16 protein-coding genes, 1 other RNA gene and 2 pseudogenes are annotated in these 20,297 nt (G+C 36.7%); 11 read left to right on the top strand and 8 right to left on the bottom strand.

The annotated features are described in order from the left end of the window. Positions 1 to 69: 69 nt before the first annotated feature. Positions 70 to 428: a transfer-messenger RNA gene (ssrA, locus tag HLH16_RS05270) on the top strand. 97 nt (positions 429 to 525) lie between these two features. On the opposite strand, the pseudogene HLH16_RS05275 reads toward ssrA, so the two are convergent. Further along, positions 526 to 891: pseudogene (locus tag HLH16_RS05275) on the bottom strand (site-specific integrase); the annotation flags it as partial. A gap of 1,218 nt (positions 892 to 2,109) precedes the next feature. Between HLH16_RS05275 and HLH16_RS05280 the strand changes: the two are divergent. From HLH16_RS05280 to HLH16_RS05310, 7 genes are all read left to right on the top strand, one after another. Next, on the top strand, positions 2,110 to 3,576 hold the full coding sequence (locus HLH16_RS05280; protein ID WP_171528534.1) for a hypothetical protein: 1,467 nt from the start codon (positions 2,110 to 2,112) through the stop codon (positions 3,574 to 3,576). Beyond that, a complete protein-coding gene (locus HLH16_RS05285; protein WP_171528535.1) occupies positions 3,573 to 5,042 on the top strand; it encodes a hypothetical protein in 1,470 nt (489 codons plus the stop codon). Before HLH16_RS05280 ends, HLH16_RS05285 begins: the two co-directional genes overlap by 4 nt. 20 nt (positions 5,043 to 5,062) lie before the next feature. After that, a complete protein-coding gene (locus HLH16_RS05290) occupies positions 5,063 to 5,473 on the top strand; it encodes a hypothetical protein (RefSeq protein WP_171528536.1) in 411 nt (136 codons plus the stop codon). Between the two features lie 39 nt (positions 5,474 to 5,512). Next, complete coding sequence (locus HLH16_RS05295; protein ID WP_171528537.1) at positions 5,513 to 9,223, top strand: tubulin-like doman-containing protein; 3,711 nt, start codon at positions 5,513 to 5,515, stop codon at positions 9,221 to 9,223. 81 nt (positions 9,224 to 9,304) lie between these two features. Further along, a complete protein-coding gene (locus HLH16_RS05300; protein WP_171528538.1) occupies positions 9,305 to 10,708 on the top strand; it encodes a hypothetical protein in 1,404 nt (467 codons plus the stop codon). 25 nt (positions 10,709 to 10,733) lie between these two features. Further along, positions 10,734 to 11,396, top strand: a complete 663-nt coding sequence (locus HLH16_RS05305) for a hypothetical protein (protein ID WP_171528539.1) — start codon at positions 10,734 to 10,736, stop codon at positions 11,394 to 11,396. An 84-nt stretch (positions 11,397 to 11,480) separates the two neighbouring features. Next, positions 11,481 to 12,035: a DUF2799 domain-containing protein gene (locus HLH16_RS05310; RefSeq protein ID WP_171528540.1), complete on the top strand. Its 555-nt coding sequence runs from the start codon at positions 11,481 to 11,483 to the stop codon at positions 12,033 to 12,035. A gap of 62 nt (positions 12,036 to 12,097) precedes the next feature. Here the strand turns inward: HLH16_RS05310 and HLH16_RS15905 are convergent, their stop codons facing one another. The 7 genes and pseudogenes from HLH16_RS15905 to HLH16_RS05345 all read right to left on the bottom strand — a co-directional run bounded on the left by HLH16_RS15905 (position 12,098) and on the right by HLH16_RS05345 (position 18,354). Continuing rightward, entirely contained in the window at positions 12,098 to 12,613 is a 516-nt protein-coding gene (locus HLH16_RS15905) for a tetratricopeptide repeat protein (RefSeq protein ID WP_350643834.1), read from the bottom strand. 210 nt (positions 12,614 to 12,823) lie between these two features. After that, on the bottom strand, positions 12,824 to 13,339 hold the full coding sequence (locus HLH16_RS05320; protein WP_171528542.1) for a hypothetical protein: 516 nt from the start codon (positions 13,337 to 13,339) through the stop codon (positions 12,824 to 12,826). Then, on the bottom strand, positions 13,339 to 13,956 hold the full coding sequence (locus tag HLH16_RS05325; RefSeq protein ID WP_171528543.1) for a hypothetical protein: 618 nt from the start codon (positions 13,954 to 13,956) through the stop codon (positions 13,339 to 13,341). Before HLH16_RS05325 ends, HLH16_RS05320 begins: the two co-directional genes overlap by 1 nt. Positions 13,957 to 13,964: 8 nt before the next feature. Next, a complete protein-coding gene (locus HLH16_RS05330) occupies positions 13,965 to 15,065 on the bottom strand; it encodes a hypothetical protein (RefSeq protein ID WP_171528544.1) in 1,101 nt (366 codons plus the stop codon). Positions 15,066 to 15,079: 14 nt separating this feature from the next. After that, on the bottom strand, positions 15,080 to 15,841 hold the full coding sequence (locus HLH16_RS05335; RefSeq protein ID WP_171528545.1) for a hypothetical protein: 762 nt from the start codon (positions 15,839 to 15,841) through the stop codon (positions 15,080 to 15,082). Between the two features lie 11 nt (positions 15,842 to 15,852). Next, a complete protein-coding gene (locus HLH16_RS05340) occupies positions 15,853 to 16,995 on the bottom strand; it encodes a hypothetical protein (RefSeq protein WP_171528546.1) in 1,143 nt (380 codons plus the stop codon). Positions 16,996 to 17,215: 220 nt separating this feature from the next. After that, a pseudogene (locus HLH16_RS05345) lies at positions 17,216 to 18,354 on the bottom strand (IS3 family transposase). Positions 18,355 to 18,684: 330 nt separating this feature from the next. Between HLH16_RS05345 and HLH16_RS05350 the strand changes: the two are divergent. Genes HLH16_RS05350 through HLH16_RS05360 form a run of 3 tightly spaced genes read left to right on the top strand, consistent with a single transcriptional unit; the run spans position 18,685 to position 20,237 of the window. Beyond that, entirely contained in the window at positions 18,685 to 18,933 is a 249-nt protein-coding gene (locus tag HLH16_RS05350) for a phenol hydroxylase subunit (RefSeq protein WP_171528547.1), read from the top strand. Between the two features lie 33 nt (positions 18,934 to 18,966). After that, the gene (locus HLH16_RS05355) at positions 18,967 to 19,971 is read left to right on the top strand and encodes an aromatic/alkene monooxygenase hydroxylase subunit beta (protein WP_171528548.1); all 1,005 of its coding nucleotides are present in this window, start codon (positions 18,967 to 18,969) and stop codon (positions 19,969 to 19,971) included. Beyond that, positions 19,968 to 20,237, top strand: a complete 270-nt coding sequence (locus HLH16_RS05360) for an MmoB/DmpM family protein (RefSeq protein ID WP_005172223.1) — start codon at positions 19,968 to 19,970, stop codon at positions 20,235 to 20,237. Before HLH16_RS05355 ends, HLH16_RS05360 begins: the two co-directional genes overlap by 4 nt. Positions 20,238 to 20,297: the final 60 nt, after the last annotated feature.

A 20,297-nucleotide genomic window follows, 5' to 3' on the forward strand; every position in this document is an offset into this window, starting at 1 on the left:
CTAGTTGTGTAAATGTTCAGAAAAGAGGTCGTAATTTTTGACATTTATGCTATGATCGCTTTGTACTTTGGGGGTGTTTCTGGCTTCGACGCTGGTGATGAAACTCATAGATGCATGCCGAGAGCGCATTTTCTCTCGTAAATCAAATTTGCATTTTTTAGTCGCAAACGACGAATCATACGCTCTAGCTGCCTAAGGGCAGCTTGTCCGCCTCTCCGAATACTTGTGGTTAGAGAGACCGACTGAAGCGCACGCACACAAGGCCGTATAAAGTCAAGCCTCGGGGCTTTGTACTAAATTAAGAGGATCGCGATTTGTACCCTGTTCGTCGGGTCACAAAGAGTTAAAACAATAGACGATATCTAAGCATGTAGTATTCTCGAGCGTAATGCTGGCGGACGCGGGTTCAACTCCCGCCACCTCCACCAAAATTCTTGTTGTAAATCAGCCACTTATATAAGTGGCTTTTTTATTTGCCACATATTTGCCACATTTTTATTCCAAGAGATGTTGGTATCGATGAATTTACGCTGTGCGTGCCACACTTAATTTGTCAATTTCTTGCTTATTTTTATCTCCATGAATCCATTTGGTATAGCGCTTGATGAGCATTTGTAAGCTATGCCCAAGTTGATCTGCCACAAACATTGGATTTACACCGTCCATAAGAAGCATTGTTGCATAGGTATGTCTGGCATTGTATGCAGGACGATGACGTATTTTGCATGCTTTCATGGCTTCGACAAGTCGTTCTCTAGGTGGTTTTTCATTAAAAAAAGGTTCTTTAGTTTTAGGACAGAGCATCACGTAATCGGTTGTGTATCCCTGATCTTTTTTAAACTGAATCAGTGATTCTAAGGCGAAAGAAGAGCGTTCATTTAAATAAACTTCGACAATGAGCTAGAAGAGTATTTTAAGCATTTTGCTAATTTGGGTAGATTAGGAAAAGAGCTTCATAAACGTGGAGTAAAGCGGGTTACTGAGCTTTATGAATCTGACAATGGCACTTTTGTAGAAGCCACATTTGTTAGACGCGATCTTGACCTTCTAGGGCCTTTGTGCGCATTAGCTTGTGTCTTTAATAAAATAACAAAAGCCTGAGTAAGTCAGGCTTTAGGATCAATGTTACAAGCTCCTAGAATTGCTTCACGAATTTTTCTGCGGCCTGCTCCAGAGGCTTGTGTATACTCAACTTTGCTAAAATCGAGATTTTTTCCATTACTTAATCTGGCTTCAAAATATGAAATACTTATCTTTTGATCAGTATATACAGCTTGATTTGAAATGATTTTTAAAATGTCAAATAGAGCTTGTATACCAATTGTTTTTGTAATAAATGATGTTTCATTTGCATGATTCCCGATAGGGCCTTTGTTTAATTTTAAACAGAGTGATCATAAACAGAAAGAATTGGAATCTAATACGTCAAAAAACTTTGAAAAACTTCGACAGCCTTATCGATCTTAGTTTTTAAAGTAAGATTAATAAAAATGAAGTTCATAATTTTGAATGAATTATGAACTTCATGGTTAATAGCGAAAAGGGCCCTGATGAGCTCCGTTAATTTTATATTGGGTATTAAGGGGGTAATTTTTTTAAAAATTATAATAGAATTCAGAAGTATAGATGTTGAGTTATTCTGTCACCATCTCCGTCTAAATTAAAATAAACTTAATTTGGATAGCTTAAATCTTGAATTCATCTGGGTATCGTTTACTGCTCATAAGTACCTTATACATTAGCCATTTTATTTAGGGACTTGGACTGTCTCCACTCTCCTAAACAAGTTTTATTTATTCTTTGCCTAGGAGAGAACCTTATAAGTAGACAACGATACACCCCGGAATTTAAAGATGAAGCAATAAAAAACAGAATTAGAGAAACCTCGTCACCTTAACTTTAATCTTTATTTTTTTATTATTGTTATTTATTAATTTAATCTAATATAAATTGTATTTTTGTTAACTTTTAATTAATAATATTGATTAATGTTAATTGGGTTTGATTTTTGTTGTATTTTTTTTCAAAAAAATGTTTGAAACCTCAAATTTTCCTCTAGAATGAGATATATGTAGAATAATTTTTAAGAATAGTGGAATGGGGTGTTGTTTGAATCAGGAAAAATTAGAATGGGAACTCCCATCTGGTACTTGGCTTCAGAATGAAAAAAATGGCTATAAATTACATCGTAGACCAAATGTCAAAGTTCCTAGTCATATGCATTCTGGATTATTGAAACAATTACTAAATTTGCCATCATTTGAAGGGCAAATTTTTCCTCCTGAATTTAAATATCATCCTAGTACTGGTAATGCATTAATACCTTCGAATCAGCAATCTGATCACTATTGGTTAGGGGCTTATGGTAATAGCATCGATTTATCTAACCAGCCTAAGCCAGCAAGACAAAATGGATTACAGCTCAACGAAAATCTACGTCTTTTAAAACAATTTCCTGAAGATGTGAGTGCAGCGGCACCCCAACACATTGGTTTTGATTTGCCGGGAAGCTATGAGTTTTTATCAATTTGTATTGGTACGCCTTATCAACAATTAATTGCACTGAATAAAATTGATGGTGCCTTATATCTTTTAAATGAAGAATTAAATACATGGCAGCCTCTTGAGGCTATCGGATTGCTTTTAGCTCCTTGTCCACAGCCATTGCTGCAATCTTGGCAAGTGGTTAGCTTTTTAAATACTGAAAAAAATCAACATCAGCTATATATTCCAACGACTCGTGGTTTGGCATGTTTGACTATTCAAGGTTTAGAGTTAACTTATAAAGTTGATTATCACTCTCAACACGGTGTTTGTTTAAGTTCGCCTACTTATTGGAATAAACGTCTAATCGTTCCGATGTTTGTGAATCAGCAGGTTAAAATTGTTGATATTTTAAGTCAACAGGTTATTGAAACTTCGATGCTTGGTCATTTGGGTGAAGCACTTTATTTTGAAAGAGTGGTTTATGATCCACAGTATTTGATTTGGGTCGGCTCAACTGGTCAACTTGTTCTTCATATTGATGCTGAACACAATTTGACTTGTTGTTATGAGCAATGGTTGCCGAATATAAAACCAGATTTTCGTTTTGGTGCACCTTATTTAGACCGAATGGGTAAATTTTATCAACTGTGTCAAAAAGCAGATGAAGGTTGGATATATCTTGAGTTAAATGCGCCAATAACAGCCATGCAAATGAAATCATCCTTCCGTTTTACAACAGGACGTGTGAAATATAGTTTCCAAGATATTATTAAAGAAGAGATTTGGACAGAATCTGGAAATAGTGCTCAAGACCAAAAAATTGTAGTGCCATTTATTGAAGATCCAAATCATCAATATGTTTTAGGCTTCCGATTCGAAGAGAATAGTTCGCAATCAATCGATTATAAATTAAGTACGGAAAGTGCTCAGGATATTATTTTATTTCTTGATACTCCCAATCATCCTGGTTTAATTCATCGTATAAGTGTTAAAAAACCATTAGATTCTCGATTCTTCTACCATCGTGATCATTTGTACTTCTACAACCCAAATTTAACAGAGTTGTCTGGTTGGGAAGTACAGTCATGAAAAGTTTAACAACGTTATGGGTAAGTGCTTTAATTTCGACGACTGGATTTGCAGGTCAGCAAGCCTTCTTAGTGCAAAACTCTGGTTGGATGGAGCCTTTCTACCAAGATAAAAATTCACAGTTTAAACCGCTGATCAATGCTGTCATTCACACCGTAAGTCAGCCAAATGATAAAGTTGTTGTATCTGTTTTTAATCAGACCAATGCATTAACAGCATCGCCGCAGATTATTTATCAAGGTGCTGCTAATAAAGATTTGAAGAGTCTGTTGAATGAACAAGGCATTGCAAAAAAATCAGTGCATACCTATGCGGATACCGATTTTAAAGAGGCGGTAATTTCGACCATTACCGGACCCTTTCAGAAAAAGTCCGGCATTATTTGGATTTTTACCAACAATAAAAATAGTCCAAATAATGACGTAGCAACCATTGAGCGTAATAAAGAATTCTATGAACTGATTCATTTAGATTCTGCGATCAATAAGGTGATCGCTTTCCCATTGAAAATGCCAGTACAAGGGCAACATTTTAAGGCTTCGGGTCTCATGGTGTATGCCTTGGCTTATGGTTCTGCAGCAGAGAATGAATTGAATCAACTGGTTCAATCTGGACAAATGTCGAAAGTTTTTACTCAGCAACCTGCCTTGCTGAAGCCTTTAGATAAAGAGGCGGTTCGTCTAATTCCGACAGGCGTTAAAAACTCTGCCGCTATTCAAGCCTCCTTAGCTGCCGATCAAAAAACTTTGGTCTTCTCATTAGAGCCAAAACACGTTATTCCTGAGTTAAAACTGACAGCAGATTTAAAAAATAACTTTTATCCTTATAACATTGCAGCGACTCAAGTTGATGCGAAGTTAACCCTTGCAAATGGTATGCAAGCACCGATTCAAATTTCTCAAAAAGATATTCAATTGGTGGGTAAAGATAATGTGAAACTCGAATTTAACTTACCAATTCCCTCACATTTAATTGTTTCGCCTTGGTCCTTAGAAGTATTTAAGGCAATGGGTAAAGCAGTAACCATTCCAGCAACCATCAATGTCACTTTGTCTGAGCAAAAACTAAGTTTATCGGATGAGTTTAAAGAGAATTTGCAGCACCTTTTTCCCGGCGATCCTTTATCGGACGTTTTTGTTGCACCACAAAATATCAAATCGTCCACAGCAGCCATTCCTGTGCAATTTAAGTTGCAATATCCCTTATGGCCTGTCGTAGTGCTAATGGGCGGTATTTTACTCCTAATCGTTTTAGTAATTCTTGCTATGGCATTGGCTTCGAAGCGTAAGCGTTATGAAATTTGGGTAAATGGTCTGAAAAAACAAACTATCCAAATTAAACCTTTTACAAAATGTAGCATTTATGGGGAAGCTGGTCGTGAAATTGCCATTGTAAAACGTGGTGTCTCCGAAGCAACTGTCCAGAATCTAGATAAAGAAAAAACAGTTACAATTCGTTCAATATAGTTAAAAATCCAGAGGGATGTATGTCAGATTCTACTGAAAATAACGGTTTTGTTTTACCTCAAGCCGATGATAAAACTCAAGCTGAAACTGCAGTTGCAACACAAACAGCGGAAAATCCTACTTTGCCGATTATTCAGGAAGAAACAGAATCACGTGATTTAATGATCGCGGGAGGCATTATTTTGGTATTGTTGATCGCATTTTTCTTTGCTAAGCGTGGTTTTACCAACAGCTTAGTTAAAAAACGTGTATCACCGGGTAAAGCAAGCACGGCGGGTTGGTGGTTATTTATTTTCTTAGCATCGGTTGCAATTGGTGCAGTATTGGCAGCTGTGAATCCAGCTAAATTTTTATCTTTATTAATTCTTGGCCCTTTGGGTGTTGTGGCTTTAGTCAGCGCAATTTTGGCATTTACATCAAGTCGCGCTTAATTAAAGAAAATAAAAAATATAAAAATCAAGGGGAAGATAATGTCTGACGTACAAAATATTAACACTGGATCTGCTACTAAAAGTGAGCAGATGGTCAAGCTTAGACCCACCTTGTATATTGGGGTTGGGGGAACTGGAATGGAAGTGATGATGCGTGTGCGTCGTCGTATTCTAAATGCAAGTTGGGGTAGTGATAATGTTCGCTTAGAGAATTTATCTCAATTTCCAATAGCGCAGTTTATTCATTTCGATTTAGACCAAGGTGCGGTAATTGATAGCGGTCGTGCTCAGACTGAAGACTTGCAATATAATTTGGTTAAATTTAATGATGATGAAAAAATTGTTGAATCCTTTGATATTGAAAAATACAGTCGTGATGATGCGTCCTTAAGTCGTTATCCACATATTCAAAATTGGTTACCATTAACGCCGAAAAAAATTCGTGAATTGGGTATTGATCCTGCCAAAGGTGCGGGGCAGATACGTTCAGTTTCACGCTTATACTTTTTTGATAAATATCCAAAGACACGTGACAAAATCCGCTCTAAATTAAATACATTAAAAGCAGGATTGTCACGCGATGATATTTTAAAGAAATTAAATCTACAATTAGATACTAGTAAATTCCGTATTGTGATTATGGGTTCCGTGGCGGGTGGTACCGGCTCAGGTTCATTCCTTGATATGGGATGGTTGTCAAAGTGGGTAGCAAGCAATGAAGTTGAAGCCGCTGATGTAGAACTGATGATGTTCTTGCCTACGGGTTACTCAAGTGCCAATAAATCTCGTACTGAAGCTAATGCGTATGCCGCATTGATGGAAGTTGAGTCTGCGATGGTGGGCAATTCTAAGTATGTGGAAAAATGGGATGACTATGATCGTCCACAATTGGCGATCAAACCTTATGACGAAGTACATTTAATTGATTCAGGTAACTTGGCGCGCCAACATACTGACAATATGAACGATGTTTATTCAATGGTTGCGGATACATTATTCGAAGATTTTCGTTCCGCTGATTTTGCCAATCGTAAACGTTCAGTTGCAGTGAACCAACGTCAGCATAAAATTCACATGTTCTCACCACCGGTACCAACAGGTCGTTTTGGTGATATGAAGTTGAATTATTCATGTGCATATTCAGCATTCGGACAGTCAACACTCGATACATTAGGTCGTGCTCGCTATGACGAGTATGCATATAGTCTAGCCTCGGACATGCTCAAAGCATTCTTCGGCGTTGCGAGCGCTAATCCAAGCGCCAATCGAGCAAGTCAAAAGCAATGTGATAATTTCATGTCTGAATACATGTATTCAGGTTTAGTGCCGTTTAACAATTTACCAGAATTTTCTGCTGTGACATTGAAGAACCCTGAAATTCGTGAGTTGAATAGCGAGTTTATGGATTTAACTATTGTTGAAACATTACTTCGCTCAGGGCAGGCCGGCGTTGAGGTTGATATCGTTGATGAAACGCGTCAACGTGTGAGTAAACGTATTAATGAAATTAGCAATGTTGATCGTGATCAATGGCCGATACAAGTCCGTTTGGGGATGGAAAATCTACTTGAACAAGTGATTCGTAACCCGAATACAAAAGGTGACACAGCAGAAGACCAAGTTGTTCGCCGTCGTAAAGCAATTTTTGATTTACTGAAAAAAGATATTGAAAGTCGACTTTATTTATATATCGATAATCAAGAATTGGGCGGTTTTGAGTACGTCATTTCGTTAGTTGAGCAAATTAAAGGTCGAATTGAAAATGCCAATACCGGTATTTGTATTCAATTGAAAAATTCAGCCAATCGCTTTACTGCTATTAAAGATGCAGTACAGACCTATGAATATGAAAAACAACTTAAGGACTTAGAAGAAACCAAAGGTTCAGGCTTCTTCGGTCTAGGGGCAAGTGCGAAAGAAGAACAAGCAAGATCGATTCTCGATCATTTACGTAATGATATTTCGAATGTTTTAGCTTTCCATCTACAAGCCAAAGCAGCAGTTGAAGCCATTGAATTGATGAAAGACATTTCCAACTGGTTAGGTAATAGTTTAGGTGTTGATGAAACAGGTAAGACAATTTGGAATGGAATTTTAGGTGACTTATTAAACGGTCAAGACGCTGTCATTGATATGATGAAACGACTTGATCATGACCGCGAAGTGATTCATCAGCAAATTCGCACTAAGCATGCGACTTTACAAATCATTGAAACGGATGAAGTGAAAGATCGTGACATAGATTCACGTTTATTGTGTGAATGGGCAAGTGAAGCATTTGAAGACTTTGGCGGCTCGCGAGAGCTATTCCGAGTTCTGATTGATCCAGAACAACAATCACCGTTGTTGCTCAAAATTATTCGTATGGCTGAACGACGTTTAGCCATTTTTGAACAAAACTCACAAGATGGCGATGCTTTGTATGAAGCGCTCGATAACATGAGTGTGGTTGAGCGTCAAAACGTCTTTACAGAATGGCTACAGCGTGCAATGCCATGGGTTGATGCACGAATGGGAGGTGATTTTACACCGCCACCAGATCGTTTTAAATGCTTTATTGGGGTTAATAATGCGGACCAATTCAGTAAGAAATTTAAACATGAATTAACAAGTTGTATACCAGGTGGTCTTGGCTTAAATGCACAAGCATTGTCGATTGTGGAGACAGGTGAAGCGGGGCGTGCGGTCTGTTATGTCGAACTTTCAGGTATTCCACTTACTATCTTACGTGGTATTGAAACTTGGCGCACCAGCTATCGTAAAGAAAGTGAACGTACCCCGTTGCATACACATATTGATTCAACACGTTTTAAACATCCGTATTCGCCAACACCGGATGAGCTCAATGGTTTAGCAGATGATTTTAAATGCTATCTAAAAGCTGTCATGTTGGGTGTATTAAAGCGCTGTGATGTACCGGGCTTGATTCCAGCAGGACAATACGAGTTTGCTGTGGCACGTGGTGATGTTCGTCGTTTAGGTAATGAGCGTGGTTTCCGTTTGAATGGTTTACCACAAACTTATCGCGACAATATTTATGAACAAGTGCAGCAGAAATTTAATGCATTGTCTAACGCGAATTTAACCATGCTGATTGCGTTGACCGATTTTTATGAAAAAGAAGTCTATACCCCGCGCTTGGTACAAAACGAAACTGGCGCTCAAGTTGAGCATATTGGTTTTGCCTGTGCAATTACCAAAGAGCTGAAAAAAGAACTTTTAGTTTTGGCGGAGCGTAAGGAAATTGCCCAAGAAAATATTGAGCGTGCTTTTGAACTCACAGAATATCATGAAGAGTTAGAAAAGTGGGCGGAAGTGGTCAGAGACTCAGATGAAGATGCATATCAGGAAGAAGTCCGTGAAGCGAACAAAGGACGTCGCTTAAAATGGGTGTTGAATATGTCACCTACTATTCTGAAGCAGCATGAGCAATTCTTGCGCCCGCAAGTGATAGCCGCAGCGACAAATCCATTTGTAAGCGGTACATCAACACCCCCACCATTGGCAGGTACGATGCCCCCACCAATCATGCAGCAACCACAGTATCAATATCATATTGCGATTAATGGGCAAAATTTTGGTCCATATCCGCATGCGTCTGTATTAGACATGCTGCGTAATCAGCAAATTAATGTAACGACTATGGTTTGGCGTGAAGGTTTGAACAATTGGATTGCCATTGCGCAATGTCCAGAATTGACCATTCTGCCACCGCCTGTGATGCCGAGCATTCCACCTGTATTGCAATAAAAATGGACTAAACGATTGTTCTCATATATAGAGCAGTCGTCTGTCGCACCAACTTAAGAAAGTAATGAATAGGTTAACTTGATGGCTGAGCAAAAAAAAATCAATGTTTGTGTAGGATGTGATGGTGAGCTCAAGCTCTACGTCAAATATTGTCCATTTTGTGGTGTTTCCCAAGTTAAAATGGAAAGTATTCCACCTATTGTGCCAGTAACGACAAAAGAAAAGATTCAAGATCTGATTATTGAGGATGAAGTAGTTTTACCTGAGCAAAATCCTGCTTTAATTTCTCATATTACCCAAAAAAAAGGTAAAGAATTATTCGGCATTATTGTGCTGGGTAGCTCGCTGGAGGTGCTTAAACAATATGATCGTTATGCATTTAAAAAGGACAATGGAATATTTGTTCGCTTAAAACATTTAGCCAAAATTCCCAACGAATATTTGTCTACAGATCAGTTCCGTTTAAAGTATCAAGAAAATATCAAAGATATAAATATTGATGAAGAAGCTACTGAAGAAGCGGGTACTGCTCAAACGCGCCCGATTCAAGCCTTACCGGTGATTAAGCCTCAAGTTGCCGAAACGCCGCCAGCAGTACCGACACCTCTCGATACACCTCAGCCTAAATCATCTAGTTTTAAATATATCGCAATCGCCTTTATCGTCATCTTAATTGTGATCTTTTTGGTGTTTAACGACAAAGAAGAAACAACTGTTGATATGCCGTCAGATGCAGGGGAAGCTATTAATAACTGTGAAGTAGCGAACAGTGAAATTTCTAGTCTGTTAAGTGAAAAAATGCCAGTACGTGCACTCAGTATTATTAAACTTCATCAGCAAGAATGTAAAACGAACGGAGAGTTTGTCCAACTGTTAGTTTCTGCTGAGGCGCAGACTACATTGGCAAAAGAAAAAATTGCACTTGCTAAAGAGTATGTACAAGCCAGCAATTTAGAATTGGCACATGAAACTGCAGTTGCTGCACTTGATCTGGATCGGGAGCTTGTGGGCGGAAATGAATTACTTCAAAAAATTCAAATGTTAATTGAACAGCAAAATAACGCAGTAATTGAAGAGCCTCTGCCGGAAGAACAAGAGGCAGCACAACCTCAAGTTATAGAGCAATCTGAATCTACACAAGGGAATCAAGCAGCAGTTCTCGCTGCTGAGCAAGCTCGTCAACAAGCTGAAATAGCTGCACGTAAACAAGCGGAACAGGTAGATAAAGAGCGCCAACAAGGTCAACAAGCAGCTGAGCTAGCACGCAAGCAAGCCGCAGAGTTTACACGTAAACAAAATGAAGAACGATTTGATAACCAGTTGAATCGAGCAGAAAGAGCTTTGAAATCGAATAATTATGGATTGGCCAAGTCTTTAGCAAGAGAAGTTTTATCAAGTTCATCAAATAATGCACAAGCGAAACGTATTTTACGTCAAGCTGAACAAGGTGAAACAAGAGCATTTGATGAAATGGTAATTGAATAATTTAACTAAAAGAGGGGTGGGTATAATGAAACAGCAACTTACGATTGCGATACTAAGCACAACATTATTGGTTTCAGGATGTGCAAGCACAGGTGGTCTAGCTACAGGGGCTAATGGTGGTTGTAGTACAGGGATGTCTACTGCTGTGGGAGCTTTATTAGGTGCTGCAATTGGTGCATCTGTTGGGAACAGTAGTTCAGCTGCAGCAGGGGCTGCAATAGGTGGGGCTGTATTCGCTGCAGGTTGTTTAATGATTAATGCAAATACGGTGCAAAAAAAATCTGCTGCTGAAGTAGAAATGGCATATAAAAAAGCCAATAAAGGTACGCTACCAGAATATACGCGTGTTGAAAAATATTCGACGGTAATTTTGCCCAATCAAACTGTTCAAGCACAGCAAAATATTACAGTGAAATCAGATTTAACGGTCATCGAAGGGCGTTCAGAGCAATTACAGCGTGTTCAAGAAAAGCTCATTTTGAAAGATTCTAATGGCAAGGTTATGCGTGAACTTGTGAAAGATGTACAAACAACTGGAAGTCAAGAATTTGGTTCAGGTGGTTTTGAAAACTCATTCAGTTGGAAATTTCCAGCGAATGTTTCAAAAGGTCGTTATGTTCTTGATACAGAAGTATTGGTGAATGGTAAAAAAGTTGCAAACAATTCGCGTGTGATTACTTTAACTTAAAACAGTTGAATCCAATAAAAGTCTCAAATTATTCAAGAAATTTGGGACTTTTGCTTTATCTAAAATAGTTTTTTAGAGGGATATATGAAATTAAAAATGTTGTTGCTGAGTAGCGTGTTGATATTAAACGGCTGCGCTATTATGTCTAAAAGTGAATGTATGTCAGCGAATTGGGCATTGATCGGGCAAAATGATGGTTTCAATGGTAATGGTTCTTTAATGCAAAAAAGAACGCAGGCGTGTATGAAGCACAATTCAATTTTAGATAATGAAGCCTATACACGTGGATATAAAAAAGGCTTAAAAAATTATTGTAATCCTCAAACGATTTTTGATTATGCACTGCAGGGTAAAGGTACATACCAAAGCTGTCCAATGGAGATGCAAAATAATTTACGACCTTACTATAATGCTGCAAACAGTTATTATGTAGCAAACTCAAAATTGAAATCTTTGGAAGATACAATCGTATCATCAAAAAATAAAATGTATGATTCCGATTTAAAAGAAGAGACTCGAAAATATTACCGTGAGCGTTATAATGAAGCGAGCAGTAAGCTGAATCAGGCACAGCGCGAATATAATATTGCTGAACGTGATTTACAGAATTTTAAACGTATTGCAAATTTTGAGTACTAAAATCTTTGATACCTCTGCTGCCGAAAGGGTGGCAGATGTATTTTTATAAAAAATAAGATTTTCTATTTTACAAGTTGATCATTAAGATTGATGACACTGCCAGATTCTAATTTAAGGTTATTGATCACATTTAAATTGTGTTGAGCCCCTTCATGTCCTAACGCTGCTGATATTTTTAGCCATTTGATGGCTTCTATCATATTAGGAGCTACACCTTGACCATTTATATACATTTTATTTAAATTAAATGCAGCTTCCTTATGGTCTTGTTTTGCTGATTCAAGAAACCAAATTTTAGCTTCAGAATCATTGACTTCAGTGCCATAGACTTGCAAATAATTTAATCCTGTTTTGTATTGTGCTGAAGCTAGTCCTTGCAATGCAGATTTTAAGAACCATTCAAAAGCTTTCACTTTATTTTCAGGAGTTCCAAGTCCTTTCGCATAGAGGAGCGCCAAGTTATATTGAGCTAAAGAATGTCCTAAATGTGCAGCAGACTCCCATGCTTGAAAAGCAAACTCATAGTTTTGGACTGTGCCATTACCCGTATAATATGCGAGTCCATTTTCAAAATCGATCTGTGTATTTTTTTGTCAACATATGGATTGATTGTATTTGCAAGCCCACGGTTGATGGATGAAGAAACTTTATTGCCACCCTTTCTAACGAATTGATCAAATTTGTCAATATTTTTATAGCTCTGTTCTTCAAAGGTCTCTACCCAATTTTTCGCTAGAGTTGGTGAAGTATAAAGTGCTGATACAACTAAACAGAGTATAAGTGGTTTATTATTTGATTTCATTGGCAGGACTCAGGACTGGTTTTGTGCTTTCAATAGGCAGTTTTTGTTTCTGGTAAAAAGTATCGAAGACAAAATAGGTAACAGAAGACAATATAACTAGAAGAAGTCCAGTAAAAAGATAATAAGCAAAATAGCTTTTTTTTGGTGGCTTTACTCTTTTTATCTTAATATGGGGTGGATTTTCGGATGAAAACTTAGGGGAGCGATAATCGTTATTTGACATAGGGGTAGAAAAATCACTAACCTCATCATAGTCTACATCACTCGATTGTTTTTGCTTTATGGGTGTAAAAGCAGAAACATCTACGTCAAAATTAAACTCTTTTGTTTTATTAACATCTTCTATTTTCGCATTTTGCTCAGGAGAATGTAGTTGCGGAGAGGATGGAGTTTCTGTAGTTAATGTTGAAAAAGAAATTAATTCTACATCGCAAATACCAATACAAGTTTTGCATAGGATTTGGTAATTATTCAACGTGTCTTGTAAACGATTTAGTGACATTATTTACGAATCCTTGTGTAGAAGATCCCTTGAACACGGTCACGTGGAGCAACTAGATTAGATCGTTCATATAGAGTTACGGTATATCGACATTGCGGGTACTTATTTAGCACTGGTTGCCAACTTGCACTAAAACTGCGTAAAGACCATTGCCGATTTATTGAAATTGGCTGCTTAATTTCTTTAGCTAACGCTTCAAATTCTGGTTGCCATGTCATTAAAGTAATTGAAGTATTGGTTGCTACGAAAGTTGCAATCGATTTTGGGGTTTTCAACCCTTCAATCATCTCAAAAACGCAGGGTGGCTTACCTTGTCCTTCTTTGAATTTGTCAATCATTGCATTCACTTCTTTGAAGCCGCCATTTGCATCAATTAACTCTTTGGCTTTTTTTGCATTTTCTAAGTTATCTATAGGCGCTAAAGTTTGTAAGCGATCTAATAATTCTTGAACGCTATCTACTTTATATTCTTTCGCTAAATCATGAAATTGTTTCGCTTCAGCATTATGGCGACGTTCGACATAAATATAAGCTAATAAAGCAATCATCACCAAAAAAAGCATCTGTAAAAAGAAGTCAACTAAGGTGAGATATAATACATCTTCTCTTTTATTCATTTAAATTATTAACCTGCACGTTGTTCTGAGTTATTAATAGCTGCAGATTTCTGTTTTTTCATGTGATTAGATGCTTTATTTGCTACTTCTATTAAGGCCTCATTGACACTCTCTACTGAAGCTTTAGTGGTTTGCATAGTTGAATGTAGCTGATGTTGATGCTGCTTATGAATATCTGTATATTGTTGTGAAATTTTCTGCATTTCATCATTAAAATTGCTGATTTTATATTGCATATCTTCATATGCACTAGATACTAACAGCACTGATTTTTTAGCTGATTGTGCAACTTTATGAAATTCTAAATCATGCAGGCTTTGACCTACATCTTTTGCCAAATTAATGAGTTGTTCCTGAGATTCTTTCACATAACTAATATGTGATTCATTCGCTTTTTGCATATTCTTATAAACTTCTTGGTTCATATCCTGCATACGGTCAAATAAGGTTTTTTGTAATTGAGATTGATAGTCTGCGAGTTCTAGGTTTTTTTGTTTTTGGTTTTCAATTAAAGAGTCTTGAACTTGTTTACACTGGTTTTGTAATTCTGAGGTGGCTTCTTTTAAACCTTGAATAATCCCTTGGTTTAAGATGCTTTGTTGTTCTTTTAAACTAACATTAATGTCTTTGAGTTCACTGGCAAAACCGGTAATTTCTTCACGTAATTCGCTAATATCTTGAATTAATGATTGGCGTGCATTTTGCTCTTCATCTTCTGTTTCTTTACTCATTGATGCGAGTAAGAATAAACGCAAAATCAGACCTAAACAGGTCACTAATAAACCAATACCAAACTGTGAAAATACTAAATTTAAATTTTGTAAATCTTCAATTTCAGAAGATAAACCAAAATGAATAATTGCAGAAGTTGCCAATGTAACAATGGTTAAGCTGAAACCAAAATAGTAAACACTATCAATTGTATTATAATTAAGATCTTCAGCCGATTTTTTGACATAAAAGAAATACACAATAAGTGGTGTAAAGATAAAAAAGCCAAGTATGAGAATATGTAAGTTGAACCAAATGATAGCAATAGAGGTAATTGAGGCGAAAGCTAAAATAGGTAAAAAATGCTTGGGTAAGCTGTTCGTAGGTTGTTTTGACATGTATTTCCCCGCTGTTATTGCGTATATGATCCCGGAAGATCATGGCGTTCTAAGCCATATGATTGTCTATCTCCACGCATATCACCTAAAAACCAGATCCAAAATCCATCACGATTTTTAACTAGTTGTTCAGTAAGTTGAGCACGTGGAATAATATGTAAATGCACAAAAGTATTAATAAATGTAGGGCGCTGTATGCCGCCTAATCGGGTTGCTTTAAATTGCTCAATAGCATCTGATAATTGTGGTGTTTGTGCTAAAGAAAGATGCCGAGAATTCTGTAATAAGTCAGAATAAATATAAATATTGGTACGTTGAGCATCCATTTGATAGTGGCTTAAATTGATATCTAATAACGCCTCCGCAAGTGGGCTTGTCAGCGTATTATCAAAATTTGAATAGATACTGGTTCGTGCTTTCTGAAGTAAATTTTTTTCAAAATTTGCATCAGTTTTACAAGCCTGAAAAATAGGTTTTAATTGCATCAATGAGTCTGAAGTAATTTGATAAACTAAAATAAAGTCTTCTTGTTGAATTCGTGATATTTGCTGTTTAATTCGGGACAGAATTTCTTCCTGTGTTTGTAGACTCATTGGTGAAGATTTATCAATAATAAAAATATGTTTGTGTTCAACTTGATCCAAGCAGTGGGTAGATTCATTTCGCTTATTTTGCCTATCAAATTGATAAAAAAGCACCATGTTGATTACAATTAAAATTAAGATGCTAATTAGCATTATAGAAAATAATGATTTTTGATTTTTGATGAGTAACATTAGTCGTCTCCCTATGTCTGATTATCTAAGTTTGGGAGTCGATGTTGTAGCTCATTTATTTGATTTTTTAATGATTGGTTACTTTGTATAAAGTTTTTAGTCTGTTGCAGTTTTTTAATTAGGTTAGGTTCATCTGGATAAGCAGAATAAAGAAATACAATTTTTTCCTGAATAATTTCGAATGCAGCCAAATCGGTGAGTTGAATTTCATCTATTTCAATGGCGTTGAGTACAGATTCATTTTGGATTTCTATGAGTAATCTTTCTTGAAATTTTTGCACAGACTTTATTGTGTTTTGAATTTTTTTAAAATTAAACTCAGGTGGTGAATTATCTTCAGACTCAATATTATTTTTATCTGTGAAAAAGCTATGTAATGGATAGGCTTTTACAATTTTTGAAACATCAGGTGAGCCGAAAGATAGATAGGAGGAAGCATAAAAAATAGCTAGAGCTAGAGCAAGATAAAGAGTTAAATAAAATTTTAATATTAGAGTATTTGGTACACTAAAAAAAAGATTAAAAAGTTGCTGTGAAATATTTATAGAAAATTGATTTGAAAAGTTTTCGTACTGAAAAAACACACAGCGTATAACAAAATAAGCAACACAAAGTAAGAGTAGTGAAAATATGCTCCATAATTTATCGTAAAAACTGGAGATTACACGTCTCGCGCGGAAACAAAGACCTGCTAGAAAGCTAACTCCAAAAAATAAACTAATATAAAGATAGATAGAAATAATATTTTGAAAATTTTCAATGACTGGTAAAAAGATCCAATGTGCTAGTGTAAGCGTAATGATAAATAAATTTATCAATAACATAATGATAAGTTTGAACTGAGGTAGATGTATAATGGATTGGGGGGTTAACCCATGTAGTTGTAGTCGTTGTAAATCTTGAATTTCTAAATGTTGATATTTCTGATTTTTAGTTGTTTGATTAAATTTGTTGAGTGCATCTTTTAAAGAGGATAGCTTTTCTTCGTAATAACGAAGCTTTGTGTCATATTTTAAAATATTTTGACAAAAAATATTAATTTTATCTAAGTTGGGTTCAACTGGATTAATCTTGGTTTCAGCTTCCATTTTTTTCTTTAACAAGAAAGTTAAACTAAGTCCTAGTCTAAATGGATTATGTAAATTAATAAACATAAAACAGTATCTTAGATTTAATTTTGATTGAAATATGAACATATATAGTGTTTTTATGGAAAATGAGTTATTCAATCATAATACTTAGTATAAATTAGCTGTTTGGGTTCTTGAAACTTCATATTTAATTTGGAAAGTAGAGTCTGTTGACATTTCATAATGGCAACTAAATATAGATACATGCTTGGACTGCTCCCAGTATCTTAGACATGAGATAGCCTCATTTTGAAGCTGTTTCGAATGCTTCTGGGCTCATACCATCGAGATGCGAATGACGCCTGATTCGATTGTAGAACATTTCGATATAATCAAACACATCCGCACGAGCCATTTCTCGTGTTTTATAGACTCTCTTTTTAATTCTTTTCTTCTTTAAACTGCTAAAAAAAGATTCAGCAACAGCGTTGTCCCAACAGTTTCCTCTGCGACTCATACTGGGAATTAAATTATGCTTTTGACAGAATTTCTGCCAGTCTCCACTACTGTATTGTGAGCCTTGGTCTGAGTGTATGATCACAGGTTCATCGGGTCTGCGTCGCCATACTGCCATGAGTAGTGCATCAAGAACGATATCCTTAGCAAGAGTTGGTTTCATTGATCAACCGATCACTTTTCTCGAATATAAATCAAGCACTACAGCCAGATATAACCAGCCTTGCCAAGTCCGAATATAGGTAATATCAGTTACCCAGGAAGTATTCGGAGTATTCACAACAAACTCTCTATTTAAATGGTTGGGTGGCACAATCTGAGGACGACCACGGCCATAACTTTTATGCTTCTTGTATCCTCTAACTGCTGCAATACCATTGTTTTTCATGATCTTTAGTACACGATTCGGGCCACAGCCTTCACCTAGTTCTTTAAGATCCAAAGTAATGCGACGATAACTATAAATACCATAACTAGCATCATAAGAAGATCGGATGAGCTGTAATAACCGTTTATCTTCAATAGTTCTGCCTGATTCGGGTTCATGCAACCAAGCGTAATAACCAGCACGAGCAATCTTTAAAACCCGACACATCGTTTTAATCTTAAATTGATTACTGTACTCAAGAATAAACTGATACTTTACTCGGGCAGACTTGCAAAGTACCTTGCGGCCTTTTTTAGTATGTCCCGTTCCTCTTCAGTTTGTCTAAGTTGACTTTTAAGACGGAGGATCTCTTTCTTTGCTTCGAGCAATTCATGTTCATCAGGGTTGTTGCGTAAAGGCTGTATCGCCTTTAACCATTTATAAATACTGTGTTGTGATACACCTAAACGTTCCGCTACATCAGTGACAGAATATCCTCGTTCAGTAATTAATTTTATAGCTTCGTCTTTAAATTCTGGGGTATATCGTTGTCCACTCATAATGTTTTCTCCTGTGCAAAAAGAATAGACGATATTTGTCTAGGAGAGTGGTGGCAGTCCAGCTATTCACTATCAATACGAGTTGAAAAATCAAAAAAAGAAGAAGCTTAAAGCTTCTTCTTTTTTTGATCCTCTATTAAGTGCTTAGACAACTGAGAAAATATTAAACACTTGAGAATTTTCTTAAGTCATAGATTGTGACTTAAGAATTTGATAAAGAAAACTGTATAAAATAAAAATCATAAAATCATAAACATTTGAAAAATAACAATATTAAAATTTGGCACAGCCTTTGCAATATAGCTATTACAAGAATAGACGGATTGAGCTATGCAAATGGAAGAGATCCAAAAGCCGACTTGCTTTGTTCATATCACAGGGACTCAGCGTGAAAAGTATATCGAATTCGAGTTTTCGATAGGCGATCCAGAGTTAGCTGTAGAAATGATTATGCCAGTACAGGCCTTTGATGAGTTTTGTATGCAATATCAAGTTCAACATCTAACCACTGATGAAGTATGCAAACTCGAATACGAACGGTTGAAATGGCGCTTTGGGCAGCCTGGAATTACAGAATAAACAATTAGATGAAATAGATCAGGGAGATCTGAAATGCAAATTGATATTAAAACATCAGGTGTAAAACCCCTCCGTAATACATATGCCTATGTTGAAAAACGTTTTGGTGACAAAGTTGCATCACGTTATCAGGAAGCGAGTTACGATATTCAGGAAGAAATCAATTTTCATTACCGTCCACTTTGGCAGCCGGAGCATGAAATTTTTGATACCGATCGTACCGTGATTAAAATGCAAGATTGGTATGCCTTAAAAGATCCACGTCAGCTTTATTATGGGACTTATACCCAAATCCGAGCACGCCAACAAGAGATACTCGAAAGTAACTTTAACTTTGTTGAAAAAAATAAAGTACTCAACACGATTTATCCTGAATTGTTAAGCAAAGCAGAAAATTTGTTGATTCCCCTGCGCCACTATGAGTGGGGCGCCAATATGAACAATAGCTTCATTACGGGTTATGCCTATGGTGCGACTTTAACCAATGCCACTATGTTTGCCACTATGGATCGCTTAGGTTCAGCGCAGTACTTAACTCGCGTAGGTCTACTTTTAGATGGGAATCAAGGCAGCTCACTTGAACGAGCAAAACAAGCCTGGATGGAAGGGGCAACATGGCAGCCTTTACGCGAAAGCATTGAAAAGATGTTCGTTATAAAAGACTGGTATGAACTCTTCGTTGCACAAAATTTGGTATTTGATGGTTATTTATATCCACTAATTAAATATCTGATTGATCGTGATTTAGTTGCACATGGTGCTTCAGCTATTAGCATGCTGACATCATTTATGAATGAATGGTTTGAAGAAACCCAGCCTTGGGTTAACTCAGTTATTAAAACCACAGCATTAGAGTCTGATGAGAACCGTCAGCAAATCATGCAATGGATCGAAAAATGGCAATCACAAGTTCGCGTTGCTGCCACCTCTATTCTCAATTCAGTTGATGCAGATGCCAGTGATCTAGAACTTATCGAAGATCTTTTCGCCAAGCGTTTAAGCAAAATCGGATTGATTGCAAAGGAGATTGCAGCATGAAAAATGTATTTATGGCTTTTCAAACCAATGATGATACTCGTCCCATTATTGAGGCGATCGAACAGGATAACCCTGAAGCGAAAATTGAATACTATCCCGCAATGGTCAAGATTGATGCACCGGGTCAGTTAATTATTCGCAAAGACTCAGTCGAAGAAATTTTAGGGCGTAGCTGGGACTTGCAAGAAATTCACATTAACTTAATCAGTATTTCTGGAAATATTGATGAGACAGATGAAAGCTTTACCGTGGGATGGTTTCGTTAACGACCATGTAATAAAACATTGAACTGATGGAAAGTTCTTAGATAAAGATTATGGAGAATG

The organism is Acinetobacter sp. ANC 5378 (assembly GCF_013004315.1).
Lineage (GTDB): Bacteria > Pseudomonadota > Gammaproteobacteria > Pseudomonadales > Moraxellaceae > Acinetobacter.